The sequence below is a fragment of the Cohnella sp. AR92 genome (assembly GCF_003990975.1).
In the GTDB taxonomy this organism is placed as follows: domain Bacteria; phylum Bacillota; class Bacilli; order Paenibacillales; family Paenibacillaceae; genus Cohnella.
The window spans coordinates 1-13960 of sequence record NZ_RZJR01000029.1; the positions used below are offsets into that span (position 1 = coordinate 1).

The following is a 13960-nucleotide window of genomic DNA, read 5'->3' on the forward strand; positions in this document are numbered from 1 at the left end:
CTCTACCTCGGCGCCACAGCAGTTGCTCAGGACCATTCAACATCCATCCCTTCTGCGCCGGAAGCCTTGGCGTAGTGATCACCGTTGACGTAATAAACCCCGTCATCGCGCCATACGCCTTTATCCCCGAAGTAAATCCGTTCACGGCATCCGCATCCACAAACCCCGACCATATCTAGGGGCTTGTCCTGCGGGTCCGGGAGTCCTTGCGAGAAGCGGTCCAGATTAGGCATTGTCAAAGCCGCTCCTTTCGTGATAGTATTGCGGTAACATTTTTTAGATCGTGGCCCCTCTCAGCTCTCACCCTGAGATGGGGCTTTTTCATTTAACCGATCCAAAGAGAAATTGGATGATTGCCAGCATGTACAAAACAGAGATTTCAAATCTCGTCGGTTCACGTTTATTTGCGGCAAACGAGCAAAGTTTGTAGGTGTAGTACATCAAGCAAAATACATTCAGCAACATGAATAGTACGTCCAATACCTCTACCTCCCTGATAAAGACCCGATCGCCAGTTCTTTAACGATGTTCGTATAGATTTCCTTAAGCTTCGGATCGCTCTCGATGACGTCCATCTTGTTTGCTCCGTCGATCTGCGTCTTAGTCGCGCCGGAATCTTGTAGACGAGTTTTAAGGTTGCGCAGTCTGGCATTCAGATCACAATGCCCTCGTTCCTCCAGAAGCCGGTAGCTTTCGTTCCGGAGATCGCGGTATGACATTCCGGCGCGGTATGCAGCTCCGTTGATCATGCCGTTAAGCTGATTGCGCCAGTCCTCGTCGCGCTTGGTGAAGGTCTCTTGGATTGCGGTTACCGTCGATTCCATCCGCTCGACGCGCTGCTCCATCTCGACAAAGCCTTGTGCATACATCAGAAGGAGCTCGGCTTGAGATTTGGGCTTGTCTGCCGTGTAAGAGCCGGTCTTGCGGATTGTTGGGAGCACTTCGGATGTGATCCATTTTCGGAAGGCCCGAGCTTCTGGCTTTCGGCTTTCGAGGATGACATCGTAAAGGCCGTCTTCGTTGATGATGGTTGTTTCTTGCTGGCGGCCAAGCGAATCATGGATGGGGTAGTTTGAAACTACATCATCGGAAAGCCGCTGCCGCAATGCCGGTACGTGTCCTATTTCCAATACGTCAGCGACATCCTTAAGCACAAACCAAGGTTGACCTTCTTTCTCGATCGTCCTTACTTGTGCGTTATTGAAGTTGAATACCTGAAGTTGATTCAATCGCCTTACCTCCTTTGAAGGGTTAACCTCATCTCCTGTCGAATACTGGAAGTTGTCCAGACTTACCATTTAACAAAATAGGAGGAAATTCGATGTACGATGATATCGTTGAAGTGATTCAGACATCCAGCGATCAGGAAGCAAACAAGTTCTTGAAAGAAGGTTGGAAGATTATAAGTGTTGTCCCGTTTCGGAACGAAGATATCGCTTGTCCGATGTACGTCCTTGGTAAACCTTCAAACGTTGCAATGCTTTCGAAATTGAAAAGCGAGTTCGGAGACCTTGGGTTCTAGAATCTAAGTAACACGAAGATGATCCCGTTTGCGTTGGGGTGGACGGAATGCAACGTCCATCCCTTGCTAAGCAATTCATTTGTTTCTGCTGCCGACGAGGCGTTCCTTACTTCCTTGGCTTGCGTTAAGTCCTTCACCTTCTCACCTCCTCCTCATTGCCCAGCGCTTACGAGACCGGTATACAGCGTACTCAAGGGCTGACATTTTCTCGCCATGCTTTAGAGCGGCCCATTCAAGCTTCTTAATTCGCATTGTGGATCAGCTCCTTTCAAATCAGCTAGCTTTGCGGCTTGCTAACCATTTCTCGAAATCGCTTCGTTCAACTCTGCGGGATTTACCAACAGAGAAGCACGGGATCCCGCCGTGACTAGGCGACAACTGCATTAACTCGTAGACCCGTTTTCGACTGATGCGAAGAAAATCAGCGATGTCTTGAGCCGTTAGAATATTGGGCATTCAAATCTCCATCCTTCCTAATTCCTAAAGTTCGTCAGGCAGATTGCTTATTTTCGACTTCGAATAGGTATTCAATGGTGAGGTTCGGGAAAAACTCTCGCTGTATCGTGAATAGCTCTACCCTTGTGAACTCGCCTTTCCCATTCATTTTTTTGCTGAACGTTTTTGGCGTACATCCAATTACTGCGGAAATCCTAACTCCGTCAATATTCTTTCTAGCCATTTCCGCTCTAAGGTTAGGGAACATATATGCACCTCCAATCTACCATGCGTGGTGTTTGTGCTTCGATCATATACCACGTGTGGTGGGGTGTCAACCTAAATTACGACATGTTTCACGCTAAAATTCCGGTGCATGGTAAGATTATTTCCGGTGCATGGTAATTTTCTTCTATACAAAGTAAGTAAAATAATATAAGATAGAATCAAATTACTGCGGAGGGTAAATGTAATGAAACTTACGGACAAACTGGATTTATTGATGAAAGACAAGGGCATATCATCAAGGATGGGGTTGTCCAAGGAATCGGGCGTGCCTTACATGACAATAGTTAATTTTTATGAAAAAGGTACCGAAAATGTAAAGTTGTCAACTTTGCGCAAGCTTGCCGATTATTTTGGTGTTACTCTCGACTATTTGGTTGACGACAACTTGGCAAACAACATTGGAATATCTAAACCCGGAGAGATGGTTAACATTCCCGTTGTTGGAAGGGTGAGCTGTGGGAATGGCATAATTGCGTTTGAAGAGATTGAAAGGTACGAAGCAACACCTAAGGAATGGTTGAACGGAGGCGAATATTTTTACTTGAGAGCGAAAGGGGATAGTATGACAGGGGCAAGAATATTCAATGGTGATTTGTTACTGGTTCGCAAACAGGAAGAAGTGGAAAATGGAGAGATTGCAGCAGTTCTTATCGGAGAGGAAGCATACATGAAGCGCGTCTATTACAATGGCGATCAAATAATTCTACAAAGTGAAAGCTTGACGAACAAATATGATCCAATCTACTGCCCACCTAATGATGCGAAAATAATTGGGCGTCTCAAAAAAATTGTAGTGGAGGTATAAATCATGGCCTACATTCGCAAACGGGGAAAGACTTGGTCATATACCGTCAGCACAGGTAAAGATCCAGTAACAGGAGAACGCCGTCAGGATACAAAGACAGGTTTTAGAACCAAACGCGAGGCGGAACTTGCTGCAGCTGAAGTCGAAATGAGTGTCGCAAAAGGAACGTTTATAAAAGAACAAAATATCTCATTCCGACAATTCTCGGATAAGTGGATGAAATGGTATACAGCTGGAGTAATTTCAAAAAAGCCAAAGGTTAGTTCAATTCGACAACGCGAATACCAGATTGCAACCCTCCTTACTTACTTTGACGCGATCACGATGAGTGACATCAATAGAAATCAATATCAAGAAGCATTGATCGACATGAGCCAGAAAATGCAAAGAAACACAGTTCAAGGTGTGCACGGAACTGCGAGAATGATATTTCGGAAAGCTCTCCAGGACGGTGTAGTAAAGATCGATCCAACTGAATATACAAAAGTTCCATCTAACGAAGAAGAGGAACTTGCACTACCTAAGTACATGGAAAAGGAGCAACTCGCCGAATTTCTAAGTCTGGCAAAGCACAGAGGAATGGACAATGACTACGCTATGTTCCTAACACTCGCTTATACCGGGATGCGTGTCGGAGAATTATGTGTGTTGAAGTGGAAGGATATAGATACCGTAAATCATACAATTTCTATCAATGGAACATTATTTAATCCAGAAGACCTTTCGAACTGGTATGAAATTCTAACGCCTAAAACAAGAACATCAAGAAGGACAATCGATGTGGAACCAATGGTAATCGAAGAATTAGAAAAACTGCGCGCTCGGCAAAACGAATTCAAAATGCGATATAGAAAAACATATCATGACGCTGACTTTGTGTTCGGTAGAATGGACGATCCAAGAAGAAATCACGAGACTTATTTTGGATACCCACCAAAGAGAAGAACAATTGAACTTCGTATGGACCGCATTACACAATGGATGAATCTTCCTGCGCGACTTACACCACATTCACTCCGGCATACCCATACTTCCCTTTGTGCAGAAGCTGGCATAGATATCGAAGTAATTATGCAAAGACTTGGACATAAAAATGACAGTATGACTCGAATGGTATATTTGCACGTTACTAAGTCGATGAAGAAAGAAGCATCTGCAAAGTTCGGAGCACTTATGAGCAGTGTGGTCAAATTATGAGCAAACTGTAACCAACCCTCCATTTCGTCCTATATTATCAACATTCTTACCCTTTATTACGGTTATTAACATCATGACGGTAATCAGGATATTTCTCATGCCCTCACCTCCTCTCTTAGGCAAGTTCTCCCGTCCACCTCATGAGCCGAGCTTATCGAACAGCTTCTGGGACTCCTGAACCCAGGGGTAGATAAAAATCTGAAAGCTGTACAGAATCGGGATCCCGGCAAGCACGAACAGGAAGTACGATGCCGTCTCCTTGCGCCCCGCCTTGGCGATCTCGATCTTCGCTTTGAACTCTCTGACCGTCTCGCGAAGCATCTCGTAGATTTCCCCGTTCTCGTTCATCCGCAGCGCCCGAAGCGTCTCGGCGAATCCATAGGCTTCGCCGGTTCCGACCCTGGATTTGAAGCGGGTCAACGCGACGTCCGCATCGTGGTACCATTCGTTGAGCAGCAGCTGCATCTCGCCCCTCAGCACTCTCGTATAAGGCAAGCATCGCATCAGCTTGCCGTGCAGGTGCAGCTTGGCGCCTTCGTAATAAAGCAGTTGGCTGCTGACGACGACCAGCTCCTTCCGAATACGGTCGGTACGATGCTGCCGATACGATTCCAGAGCCGCCCGGTCGAACAGGACGAGCAGCAAGCCGGCCAACGCCGCGAAGAACAAGTACCAGCCGAAGACGGAAGGAATCAGCTTGCCTCTCTGTAAGTAAGCGAGGAGGGCGATAAGGACAAGTAACGCAAGCAAGCTCCTCCGTGCCGCGAGATACGCGGCCGGCTCGATTCGGATTCCGCAGCCTGCCAGGAGCACCTGCCTCTCCGTCAATGCCGCACTTTCCTTGAGGCTTCCCGTCAGGCCGAGCCACCAACGCGGCGCCCGTCCGATCGGCCGTCCTCTCCATGCCGTCTTCCATCGGGGACGCCGCTCGAACAGCATTCCCAGCACGACGGCGAAGCCGACCGAAGCGATCGCCAGCTGAACGATCCAGCCGATCAGGCCGAGCATCCCTTGATCGTATCCGGCCATTCCGCCCCATCCTCCTCTCCGATCTCCCTATAGCCTTCTTCTAGATAAGTAAATTCCCATCAGCAGCGAGGCAAACAGCATGACAACCGCGTTGAGAAGCATGCCTCTCCCGCCAGGATCCGCCACGTAGTATCGATAGCTGGCTTCCGGATTCATTCGGACGTTGATGGCGATGAACAATCCGAAGAACAACGCGGGAGAGAAGTTGGCGAGCCGAATCTCCAGCAGCCGGTGACGTTCCCGCTGATCCTCCAGCCGGGAGCTGCGCATGTCCCCGATCAATTCCTTCAGGTTGCCGGAGATGTCGTTCCCCTCCGCGATCGCGACCCGCAGCATGTTGCAGAAGTAATCCGCCCATACGCTGCCGATCGCCAGGGCGAATCGGCGAAGGCTCGCCTCGTCGTCTTCATGCACGCAGAGCTGGAGATACAGCTGCTCGAACACGAGCTGAGCCTCACCCGCAAGCCTCCTCTCTTCGACCGCTCTCTGCAGGGCGATCCTCACATGCCTTCTGCCCGTTACGAGATAGGATTGATAGAATAGCTCCAGAGCCGGCAGCAAATCCAGCCTCACCGCCAATTGGCGCTTGATCAACCGCATCCGCAGCAGGCAGTAGGGAATCAGCGCCAGCATCGCCCCAAGCAGCACGGCTGCGCGCAGCGACCGGAATCCGAACGCGCCGCCCGCCGCGCCGGCGAGGCCCAGTCCGACGGACAGAAGCGCGAAGCCTTCCGCGCGGCTTCGCCATCCGGAAGCGGCCAGCAGATCCGCGATATGCTCATAGGGCTTGGAGAAGCGGGAGAACAACCGGTTCGCGGCGCGGCTCCAAGCCGGCTCTCTTCTGGAGGCCAATCTGCGATGCATGGACAGATGGTCCCAGAACAATCGGATCCCGATTCGGACCAATACAAAGAGAAGAATAAAAGCGAGAAGCAGGACGATGCCAATCTCCATGGTGCCGTTAATCCCCCTTCTCTCTCTGCGCCATCGATCCAATCCGTTCCCAAGCTTCCGGTGCGAATCTCCTGAGCCTGTCGGCCGCCCTTGCCGAGCAATCAAGAGGCATGAGCCACTCCCCGCTCTCTTCATCGAAGCGGACCCAGTCGCGGACGACGGCTTCGCCTCCCCGCCACTCGAATTCGCCGATCCGCACCAGCTTGCGAACGGTGCCGATCAGCCTCATCTCGAAGCCGATCTGCGTCACGTATTCCGTGATCCGCTTCGTTAGCCGCAGCGGATTCATCCCGCGGCCGTCCAGCATGCACATGTCGGTTATCGCTTCCGGCACATCCTCCAGCGAATTCGCGTGGACGGAGGTGACGCTGCCCTCATGGCCGCGAGTGCATGCCCGAACATAGATGTTCGCGTCTTCGTCGCGGATCTCCGCATGGCAGATGCGCTGCGGCGACTGACGAAGCGCCAGCTTGAACGCCTGCTTCGAGCCGTGCGCCGGATCTTCTTCGTCCGCTTCGTATTCGATCACGTTCTTCTCCGGGAAGTCCCGGAGAAGCGACAGCTCGTACCTTCCTTCGATCGTGATCAGCCGCTCTTCGTCCGGCATGGCCGCGATCAGCGCCTTGATCAAGTGAGTCTTGCCCGTATTCGTCGCGCCGATGACCACCATATTGAACCGGGCGCGAATGATCGCCAGCAGCACTTCCCTTATGCTCTCGTTAATCGTCTGGTACTCTTGACGGCACAGCGTCTGCAGCTCGAACCGGCGAACCGTGTAGAAGCGAATGGTCAGCGTAGGCTGGGAGGTGAAGCCGAAGCCGGTCATGGTGACCCGAGAACCGTCCAGCAGTTGGACCTCCGCCCAACGCTTGCGCAGATTGATTCGATCGTTGTTGAACAGAACGAGATTCTGCTGAATTCTCTCCACCATCGCCGCATCCTCGAATCGATAAGCCGAAGGAATCGCGCGGCCGTCCCTGACTTCGAAGATGCGGGTCCCGACGACCTGAACCTCCTCCAGCCCTTCGCGATTGCGCAGGACGAGCTCCAGAACGTTCAGCCCGATCACCTCGGCGAACAGCGCTTCCGCCAGCGTCCCGTAAGGCATGGATCCGGTCGACAGATGCTGAAGCCGCTTCTTGATGATCCAATCGGATAGGACGGCAAGCAGCTCCGCCCTCTCCTGCGGAAAACCGATCACGGCCCGGTTGAGCTTCTCCGCGTAGCGGCGCTGCTCTTCCTCGTTCCAGCCGCGCGGAGCCGCCAGCATATGCCTGGCTTCCTCCGTCAGCGCCTTCAGATCGACTCCCCCGAAATCGCGTCCATGTTCCTTTAATGGAGATGTTACCGCGTTCGAACCGGCTTTCTCCGCTTGAATCCGAGCCGCGTACGCCGTCGGCGAGAACCTCGGCGACTCCGAGGCCGCCGTCCCGGCCGCCTCTTCGCCGATAGCGGCCGGCCGCTTCTCCCTGACCGTCATCATCGCTCGCCTCCGATCATTGGCGCCGGCTTCGGTGCATCATGAGCCTGCGTCTCCATGGATTCCCCGCCTTCTGCAGCCTCTCGGCCCAATTCAGCGTGCGCAGCAGCGGATCGACCACCGGATCGAAGGCGGCGGCATTCCGTTCGTCCGAAGCCAGCCATTCGTCCAATCGGCCGCTGTCCAACTGCAGGTGGACGCTCTCCTTCAGTCTAAGCTCGGAGAGCGATACGACTCCCGTCTCTTTCCGGATTTCCTTCATTCCGAACCCTCCTCCCGAATACGGATACTTTCCGTTAAGAAGCACGAGCTGAAACTGCTGCCTCTCCATTCCGAATTGAGCCCCGACCTGACCGGTCCACCGATGGACGTCTTCCTGGAAGTGAGTGAAGCTTCCCGTCGTCACCAGGCAGCGATGATCCGCCTCGCGCATCGCGCACACCGTGGCGGCATTGTCCCAGTAAGCGCTGACGTCGGCTATCGTCAAATCGAACGCTTCCCTGGCCGCCCGCAGCAGGCTCGTCATCTGTTCCGGCTCGTAATACTCCGCCTGATCCCGGGCCAGGTTGCCGAACAGCACATGAAGGCCGTCCAGGCGGGAAGGAGAGAACGAGTACTGCTTCAGCTTCTCTCCGGTCAGCGTTCCCGCCTTCAGCTCGGGCCGGATGCCGTCAAGCGTCACCTCCGGCTTATCGATGCCCAGATAGAGATGCGTCTTCGCGCTCTTGAGATTCAAGCAGAGAAAACCGACCTTCTTCCCCGTCGATGAAGCGATCCGGTACGCGGTCCCGAATGCCGCGAGCGAGGTTCCGATATTCGGCGTCGAACCGCCGAAGGCGACCAGCTTGCCAATCGCTGCGCTCATGCTCTTGCCTCCTCTACGTTATCGATGGCGGATGCCTCGAAAGCGATCACGACCTTCGCGCCTCCGTCCTTGCATGCCGCATCCATCGCCAGCCACTGCGCCTCCGTCAGGTTCAGGTTGATGGAGTCGATGCTTCCGTTCGCGTCCCTTCTGGATGCGTACATCTGCTCCTTATCCCCATTCGCCATGGATTCAAGGCTCGAGTTCTTGGGGCTCTCGATCTCCGAATTCGAGGCATTCTTCACCGCGGCCACTAGAATCGCCTCCGAATACAGTCTTCGGGAAGCCGCTTGTTCGGACGACAGATAAACGACGACCCGGTCGCCCGCGCGAATGCCGTTGGAGACGGACTTCACGTAATCGCGCGGAATTTGGAACGTCGCTTCGCCCGGCTTGGGAAGGAGCGGGAACCTCTCCACCTTCCAAGCGAGCAGCGGCTCCGAATCGCCGAGCGGAGCTACCGCCTGCAGGCCCGCGGCCTCGCTTGCTTGTCTCAGCATGCCCTCCCGAAGCGACGCTTTGGGAATGGAGACCGTCTTCAGCATCCCTTCCTCCAGAATGGTGCCCGCCGCGATAAAATGCTTCGCGGCGACCACGCTTACCATCTCCTCCTCGCGGATCTGCCGAATCTGAAGCCAATAGACGCCATAGATGAGCGCCCCCGACAACAGGGCCGCCGCCAGACTGATCGCCAACTGCCGCTTGCGATTCACGTTAGCTCCCCCTCCGTATCCCCTCGGCTCAGAATGCGAACCAAACAAAAAAACGCAGGCAATAGAGAGGAAACCTCTCTAAGCCTGCGTTCTTCGCAGCCGAACCTATTAGTTAAACCTTAGTAACGCCCATATTAGCAGAAGCTAAGCGTATAGTAAAGAGCTTTTTTTACAGATAAAGGGATTCAGAGCGGGCGAACGTACGGATTCGACTGCTTCTCCTCGCCGATCGTCGTCTCCTCGCCGTGTCCCGGAAGCACGAGCACCGAGTCCGGCAGCGCGTACAGCTTCTCCCGGATCGACCGCTCCAGCGCGGCTTGGCTGCCGCCCGGAAGATCGGTGCGTCCGACCGAACGGCGGAAGAGAGCGTCCCCGGCGAACAGGATGTCCCCGCAGAGCAAGCTGACGCTGCCCGGAGAATGGCCCGGCGTATGCAGAACGCGGAACGACTCCCCGATCCACTCCAGGGTCTGGCCGTCCTCGAGCGCGTGCTCGGCCGGATCGGTCTTCACCGGAGGCGTCACGTCGACCCAGCGCAGCGAGCCGTTCTTCGCCGGATCGACAAGCCAGTCCTTCTCCATCGCATGGAGATAAACCGGCACCCCGAAGCGCTTGCGCAGCTCGTCCACGCCGCCGATGTGGTCGAAGTGGGCATGGGTGAGGACGATCGCCTCCAGCTTCAGCCCTTCCAGACGGCGAATCAATGCCGGATCCGGCGTTCCCGGGTCGATGACGATCGCTCTCTTGCGGTCGGCTCCCGTGACGACATAGGCGTTGGTCTGAAGCGCCCCTAACGAGAATCGTTGAAAGGTGACCATGTTCTACTCTCCTCGAATGACCGCTTAGAAGCTGGACAGAATGTCTTGCAGCTCGGCCAGAATGGCCGGAGCGTAGTCCGACTGTTCTCCGTACCGGCGAATGATCTCCTTGCGGGTCTCCGCCAGGTTGTCCTGGTAATCCGCCGCTTCGCGGTCCGGATTCGCCGCCTTGAAGTCGATCATCGCTTGCTGTACGTTCGCGGGACGAGGTCCCCATTTTCCAAGGAGGTAGCCGCCCGTATCCGTGATCAAGACGATCGGAATCGAACGTCCGCCCAGGGTCAGGTGCTGATCAAGCAGCTCGTAGTTCTCCTCGATAATCAGCACTTCGGTCGGGACAAGGCCCGCTTCCATCGCCCGGAACACGACCGGAACGCTGCGAAGGGCGTCGCCGCACCAATCCGCGCTGATGATCAAGCAACGAAGATCGTCGCGATTGCCCAGGGATTCGAAGAATTCCTTCTGCTCCTCGTTCGGCCAAGCGAAGCCTTCGTAGTTCGCGAGGAACTCTTCCTTGTTCTTCGTCATTCCCGCCATGAAGGCGCTGGGAGAGAGGCCTTTGTTAAAGTAGTCGGCCAGAGATTTGCTCATCGATATGCCTCGTTTCTGGAATCTTGATTGGAAATGCCCTTATTGTAGCAGAAAATAATGACTTCTTGTATCGAATTAGGCGGATTTCGAGCGTTTGCGAATGTAATGGTACAGGAAGTATACGATCAGCAGCGCGATGGCGATCAGGATCGCCGGCTGCACGTACGGAGCGGCTTTCTCGTCGATATTCTCCCACTGGTCGCCCAGCTTCCAGCCCAGCCACACGAACAGAATCGACCATGGCAGGGAGGCAATCACGGTTAAGATCGAGAACTTGGTCAGGCTCATCTTCGACATCCCGGCGGGAAGCGAGACCACCTGGCGCATCACCGGAACGAACCGGCCCGTGAACACGATGATCGGACCGTATTTCTCGAACCAACGCTCGGACAGCTCGATATGCTTCTGTTTGATGTGCAGGTACTTGCCGAATTTGTATACGAACGGACGACCGCCGAAACGGCCGATCGCATATAGAATCCATTGTTGGAGCAGCGCGCCTACCGTGCCGCACAGCACCGCTACCCAGAACAGAATGTCTCCCTTGGACACCAGATAACCGCCGTACGACAGAACGATCTCGCTTGGAATGACCTCTACGACAAGTCCGATAATGATGCCGAAGTATCCCAGACTTTCTATCCAAACTAGCAATTGATCCAACCAACCATGAATCGTATCCATCATGAAGCGCGCTCCACACTCCTTATTCGGCCTGGCTGCCGCCATGCCTTTTAAAGATTTTATCTGCTTCTATCATAGGTCATGGCTTGTTCATAAGCAAACCTCCAAATGCTTAAATAATCCTTAACTGCTTCTCGATTAAGCTGGGTATCCGATAGCGCGGAGAAACCATCTAGTTGGACAAAATGGCTTGTCATGAGAGGACGGGCTTGCGCATACACTCAGGATACAAGTAGGACAAAGTTGAAGAGGAGAGAGCGGACGATGAGCAAAGTCGTATTCATTAGCAAAAAAAGAGTTCAGTGGTACCTCATTCTCGCGCTGGTCGTCATTATTGCCGGAGTCTACTTCGGTTGGCAGCAGAGCAAGCCGGCGACGGCGACGGTCGGAGACGGAAGCGCCCAGGTATTCAATCTCGTTACCGGGGAGTTTACGACCGAGACGTCTAGCGGCAAGCAGCTCGAAGCGTACGTATGGGCTCCAAGCACGATTATCGTCAAGAAAGGCGTACCGGTTCAGCTTCGGATTACGGGCGTCAGCGGCCAGTCCCACCCGTTCGTGATCGAGGGCCTCACCAGCGATGGCCAGCAGATCAAGGGGGACGTGCAGAAAGGCAAAACGACGGTCGTCAGCTTCACGCCGGAGGAAGCCGGCACCTATCCGATCGTGTGCACCACGCACAGCGATCCGGCAACCAGCATCCCGATGGTCGGTTATCTGGTCGTACAATAACGGTATCGTTCGTTGGCCGCCCTCTCCTCCGGAGACGGGCGGCCTGCGTTTGGAGACGCGCGGCGGCTGGCATGACTTTTATTCGCTTCCTGCGCTAGCTCGCCAGTTAGCTGGCCCCAACCAAACGCCAACAGCTCCCTCCGCACGCTCTCCGCGTTCCCGTTGGCCTCTGCTTCTCTTCTACGGCTAACGTAACCATGCCTAACGTTACCCTGTTCGGACTTCTCTCACCCCAGCCTAAACTCTCTTTTCTCGCCTCTTCTAACCTCGCCTATCTGCTCTCAGTCAACGCTCTTCCTCTGCCCAACCTAGCCTCTTTCTGTACGCGCCCTCCTCACCCCAGCTAATCTCGCTCCTCTCTCGCCCATCCTGCATGTCCAACGCTATCCATTTCGAGCTCTTCCCCCTCCTCCTCCTCTGTGTCCAACGCTCTTCTCTGCGCATAGGTTATTGACGGGAGAGGATGACCGATGAGAATGGATCAGCCCAAGCACCAGGCCGCTTTGCCTTCCGCCCGCACCATCCGCAGAGCCTGCAGCAACGAGCTGTACCGCACGATCAAACGGCTGAAAATCTATGTATCCGCCGAGAAAATCGAGCAAGCCGAAGAGCTCTATTTCCGACGGGTAATCGGCAACCTGATCTGGGTCACCGAGAATCGCAGCGACCGGCGCAAGCTGGCGGATTGGTGGGACAGCGAGATTAGCGAACCCATCGCCGAGCTGTGGGAGGTCGACCGCGAGCGGCTGTCGACCGCTTTCCGCGACGCTTTCGGCGGATAGGGAGCGAGCGAATCCGGTTCGAATTGCGCAAAAAAAGCAGGCCTGTTCAACGACTGGCCTGCTTTTTTTGCGTGATTCGATTGTTGGCCAATGCTTCGGCCGAGGCTTCGGTTAGCCGATGATAGCGAATGCCTCGACGCCGGCCGGAATCGTTCTTTCGCGGAATAGAACGCCTCTGCTATCGAATGTTCTCAACGTATAGCTTACGGTTGTCAGGACGCGAATGTTATTGAAACGGACAACGCCGAAGGAATCGAAGGAAGCTCTGCTGACCGTCCTGTTGTTCCGGGATAGGGTAGCAAAGAAACCGGTCGTGTTGAAAGTGACTCCATTCTGCTGCACCCAGAGTACGGTCAATCTCGAGAATGTCGTTCCATGTCCGGCACCGCTCCTGTTTTTGGAGCCAACCTTCCGATATTTGATAACCTTGTACTTCTTGGAATCGACTTGACTGGGCTGGGGACGTTTGAGGGCCATAGGGATCACACTCCTTTTTGTGTTTGATCCACTCTATGAACCTTCCGTCGACTCGTCCTATGCGCTCTCCTATCCGCTTGTCCCGTTCTATCAAAAAGCCGCAGACAACGCAAGATTACTAGCCCGCCAGGGCCGGCGTACCTTGAGGCGCGTGGCGGTGGATGCAAGAGAAGGTAACCCCCCCTCTTCGCACTCTTTTAGTCGATTTTTTTGACTATCTCGGCCTCTGAAGCTCCTATTTGTACCTCTGTCAAGAAAGTGGACACAACTTTACGCTCCCTGGAGTTGCTCGTAGTACTTTTTCTCGCAAGCATGTGGAGTTAAGTAGCTAATGGTCGAGTGGATGCGAATGCGGTTGTACTCTAACTCGATGTACTCGTAAATGGCATCATAGGCTTGTTTACGAGTTCTAAATTTGGTTTGGTAAATGAGCTCTTTCTTTATCACACTATGAAATGCCTCAATACAGGCATTGTCATAGCAATTCCCTTTTCGGCTCATGCTGCCTATCATGTTGTTTTTCGTTAACCGTTCCCGGTACTCTGCTGAGGCATACTGAGAGCCGCGATCCGAATGGTGGATAAGGCC

The 13960-nt window shown here is 53.8% G+C and carries 18 protein-coding genes; 5 read left to right on the forward strand and 13 right to left on the reverse strand.

Translation table 11 applies throughout. From position 1 onward, the window contains the following. Positions 1-26 precede the first annotated feature (26 nt). Positions 27-233, reverse strand: coding sequence for a hypothetical protein (locus tag ELR57_RS27435; RefSeq protein WP_126962889.1), 207 nt, complete (start codon positions 231-233; stop codon positions 27-29). Between the two features lie 252 nt (positions 234-485). Next, positions 486-1229, reverse strand: a complete 744-nt coding sequence (locus ELR57_RS27440; RefSeq protein WP_238162719.1) for a BRO-N domain-containing protein — start codon at positions 1227-1229, stop codon at positions 486-488. A 92-nt stretch (positions 1230-1321) separates the two neighbouring features. On the opposite strand from ELR57_RS27440, the gene ELR57_RS27445 reads away from it, so the two are divergent. Continuing rightward, positions 1322-1522, forward strand: a complete 201-nt coding sequence (locus tag ELR57_RS27445) for a hypothetical protein (protein ID WP_126962158.1) — start codon at positions 1322-1324, stop codon at positions 1520-1522. Between the two features lie 273 nt (positions 1523-1795). On the opposite strand, the gene ELR57_RS28515 is transcribed toward ELR57_RS27445, so the two are convergent. Then, complete coding sequence (locus tag ELR57_RS28515) at positions 1796-1978, reverse strand: helix-turn-helix domain-containing protein (RefSeq protein WP_126963040.1); 183 nt, start codon at positions 1976-1978, stop codon at positions 1796-1798. Between the two features lie 451 nt (positions 1979-2429). Between ELR57_RS28515 and ELR57_RS27460 the strand changes: the two genes are divergently transcribed. Further along, entirely contained in the window at positions 2430-3050 is a 621-nt protein-coding gene (locus tag ELR57_RS27460; RefSeq protein WP_126963042.1) for a helix-turn-helix domain-containing protein, read from the forward strand. 3 nt (positions 3051-3053) lie between these two features. Further along, on the forward strand, positions 3054-4247 hold the full coding sequence (locus ELR57_RS27465) for a tyrosine-type recombinase/integrase (RefSeq protein WP_126963043.1): 1194 nt from the start codon (positions 3054-3056) through the stop codon (positions 4245-4247). Between the two features lie 138 nt (positions 4248-4385). Here ELR57_RS27465 and ELR57_RS27470 read toward each other — a convergent pair whose 3' ends face one another. The 8 genes from ELR57_RS27470 to uptA all read right to left on the reverse strand — a co-directional run bounded on the left by ELR57_RS27470 (position 4386) and on the right by uptA (position 11381). Continuing rightward, entirely contained in the window at positions 4386-5276 is an 891-nt protein-coding gene (locus ELR57_RS27470; RefSeq protein ID WP_126963044.1) for a hypothetical protein, read from the reverse strand. A 27-nt stretch (positions 5277-5303) separates the two neighbouring features. After that, positions 5304-6230, reverse strand: coding sequence for a hypothetical protein (locus ELR57_RS27475; protein WP_126963045.1), 927 nt, complete (start codon positions 6228-6230; stop codon positions 5304-5306). A gap of 7 nt (positions 6231-6237) precedes the next feature. Further along, positions 6238-7713 (reverse strand): ATPase, T2SS/T4P/T4SS family, encoded by a 1476-nt coding sequence (locus ELR57_RS27480; protein WP_238162720.1) that lies wholly within the window; start codon positions 7711-7713, stop codon positions 6238-6240. Between the two features lie 13 nt (positions 7714-7726). Then, complete coding sequence (locus tag ELR57_RS27485) at positions 7727-8575, reverse strand: CpaE/TadZ family protein (RefSeq protein WP_126963046.1); 849 nt, start codon at positions 8573-8575, stop codon at positions 7727-7729. Beyond that, a complete protein-coding gene (locus ELR57_RS27490; RefSeq protein ID WP_126963047.1) occupies positions 8572-9288 on the reverse strand; it encodes a CpaB family protein in 717 nt (238 codons plus the stop codon). The genes ELR57_RS27485 and ELR57_RS27490 overlap by 4 nt, the downstream gene beginning before the upstream one ends. 185 nt (positions 9289-9473) lie before the next feature. Beyond that, positions 9474-10106: an MBL fold metallo-hydrolase gene (locus tag ELR57_RS27495; protein ID WP_126963048.1), complete on the reverse strand. Its 633-nt coding sequence runs from the start codon at positions 10104-10106 to the stop codon at positions 9474-9476. Positions 10107-10130: 24 nt separating this feature from the next. After that, on the reverse strand, positions 10131-10697 hold the full coding sequence (locus ELR57_RS27500) for a thioredoxin family protein (protein WP_126963049.1): 567 nt from the start codon (positions 10695-10697) through the stop codon (positions 10131-10133). Positions 10698-10772: 75 nt separating this feature from the next. Further along, positions 10773-11381 carry an undecaprenyl phosphate transporter UptA gene (uptA, locus tag ELR57_RS27505; RefSeq protein ID WP_370452387.1) on the reverse strand — a complete coding sequence of 203 codons (609 nt, stop codon included), beginning with the start codon at positions 11379-11381 and terminating at the stop codon, positions 10773-10775. A 264-nt stretch (positions 11382-11645) separates the two neighbouring features. Between uptA and ELR57_RS27510 the strand changes: the two genes are divergently transcribed. Further along, positions 11646-12113, forward strand: coding sequence for a cupredoxin domain-containing protein (locus ELR57_RS27510; protein WP_126963051.1), 468 nt, complete (start codon positions 11646-11648; stop codon positions 12111-12113). A gap of 470 nt (positions 12114-12583) precedes the next feature. Then, complete coding sequence (locus ELR57_RS27515; protein WP_126963052.1) at positions 12584-12895, forward strand: dehydrogenase; 312 nt, start codon at positions 12584-12586, stop codon at positions 12893-12895. 111 nt (positions 12896-13006) lie between these two features. On the opposite strand, the gene ELR57_RS27520 is transcribed toward ELR57_RS27515, so the two are convergent. Together ELR57_RS27520 and ELR57_RS27525 are read right to left on the reverse strand one after the other, a co-directional pair. Beyond that, positions 13007-13372, reverse strand: a complete 366-nt coding sequence (locus ELR57_RS27520) for a hypothetical protein (protein WP_126963053.1) — start codon at positions 13370-13372, stop codon at positions 13007-13009. Between the two features lie 270 nt (positions 13373-13642). Further along, positions 13643-13960, reverse strand: a 318-nt coding sequence (locus tag ELR57_RS27525; protein WP_148125570.1) for an integrase core domain-containing protein, incomplete at its 5' end; no start/stop codon positions are given.

Excerpts from the sequence above, each read along its gene's own strand:
- ELR57_RS27435 (WP_126962889.1), bottom strand. The coding sequence starts at position 233 with ATGCCTAATCTGGACCGCTTCTCGCAAGGACTCCCGGACCCGCAGGAC.
- ELR57_RS27445 (WP_126962158.1), top strand. The coding sequence starts at position 1,322 with ATGTACGATGATATCGTTGAAGTGATTCAGACATCCAGCGATCAGGAA.
- ELR57_RS28515 (WP_126963040.1), bottom strand. The coding sequence starts at position 1,978 with ATGCCCAATATTCTAACGGCTCAAGACATCGCTGATTTTCTTCGCATC.
- ELR57_RS27460 (WP_126963042.1), top strand. The coding sequence starts at position 2,430 with ATGAAACTTACGGACAAACTGGATTTATTGATGAAAGACAAGGGCATA.
- ELR57_RS27465 (WP_126963043.1), top strand. The coding sequence starts at position 3,054 with ATGGCCTACATTCGCAAACGGGGAAAGACTTGGTCATATACCGTCAGC.
- ELR57_RS27470 (WP_126963044.1), bottom strand. The coding sequence starts at position 5,276 with ATGGCCGGATACGATCAAGGGATGCTCGGCCTGATCGGCTGGATCGTT.
- ELR57_RS27475 (WP_126963045.1), bottom strand. The coding sequence starts at position 6,230 with ATGGAGATTGGCATCGTCCTGCTTCTCGCTTTTATTCTTCTCTTTGTA.
- ELR57_RS27480 (WP_238162720.1), bottom strand. The coding sequence starts at position 7,713 with ATGATGACGGTCAGGGAGAAGCGGCCGGCCGCTATCGGCGAAGAGGCG.
- ELR57_RS27485 (WP_126963046.1), bottom strand. The coding sequence starts at position 8,575 with ATGAGCGCAGCGATTGGCAAGCTGGTCGCCTTCGGCGGTTCGACGCCG.
- ELR57_RS27495 (WP_126963048.1), bottom strand. The coding sequence starts at position 10,106 with ATGGTCACCTTTCAACGATTCTCGTTAGGGGCGCTTCAGACCAACGCC.
- ELR57_RS27500 (WP_126963049.1), bottom strand. The coding sequence starts at position 10,697 with ATGAGCAAATCTCTGGCCGACTACTTTAACAAAGGCCTCTCTCCCAGC.
- uptA (WP_370452387.1), bottom strand. The coding sequence starts at position 11,381 with ATGGATACGATTCATGGTTGGTTGGATCAATTGCTAGTTTGGATAGAA.
- ELR57_RS27510 (WP_126963051.1), top strand. The coding sequence starts at position 11,646 with ATGAGCAAAGTCGTATTCATTAGCAAAAAAAGAGTTCAGTGGTACCTC.
- ELR57_RS27515 (WP_126963052.1), top strand. The coding sequence starts at position 12,584 with ATGAGAATGGATCAGCCCAAGCACCAGGCCGCTTTGCCTTCCGCCCGC.
- ELR57_RS27520 (WP_126963053.1), bottom strand. The coding sequence starts at position 13,372 with ATGGCCCTCAAACGTCCCCAGCCCAGTCAAGTCGATTCCAAGAAGTAC.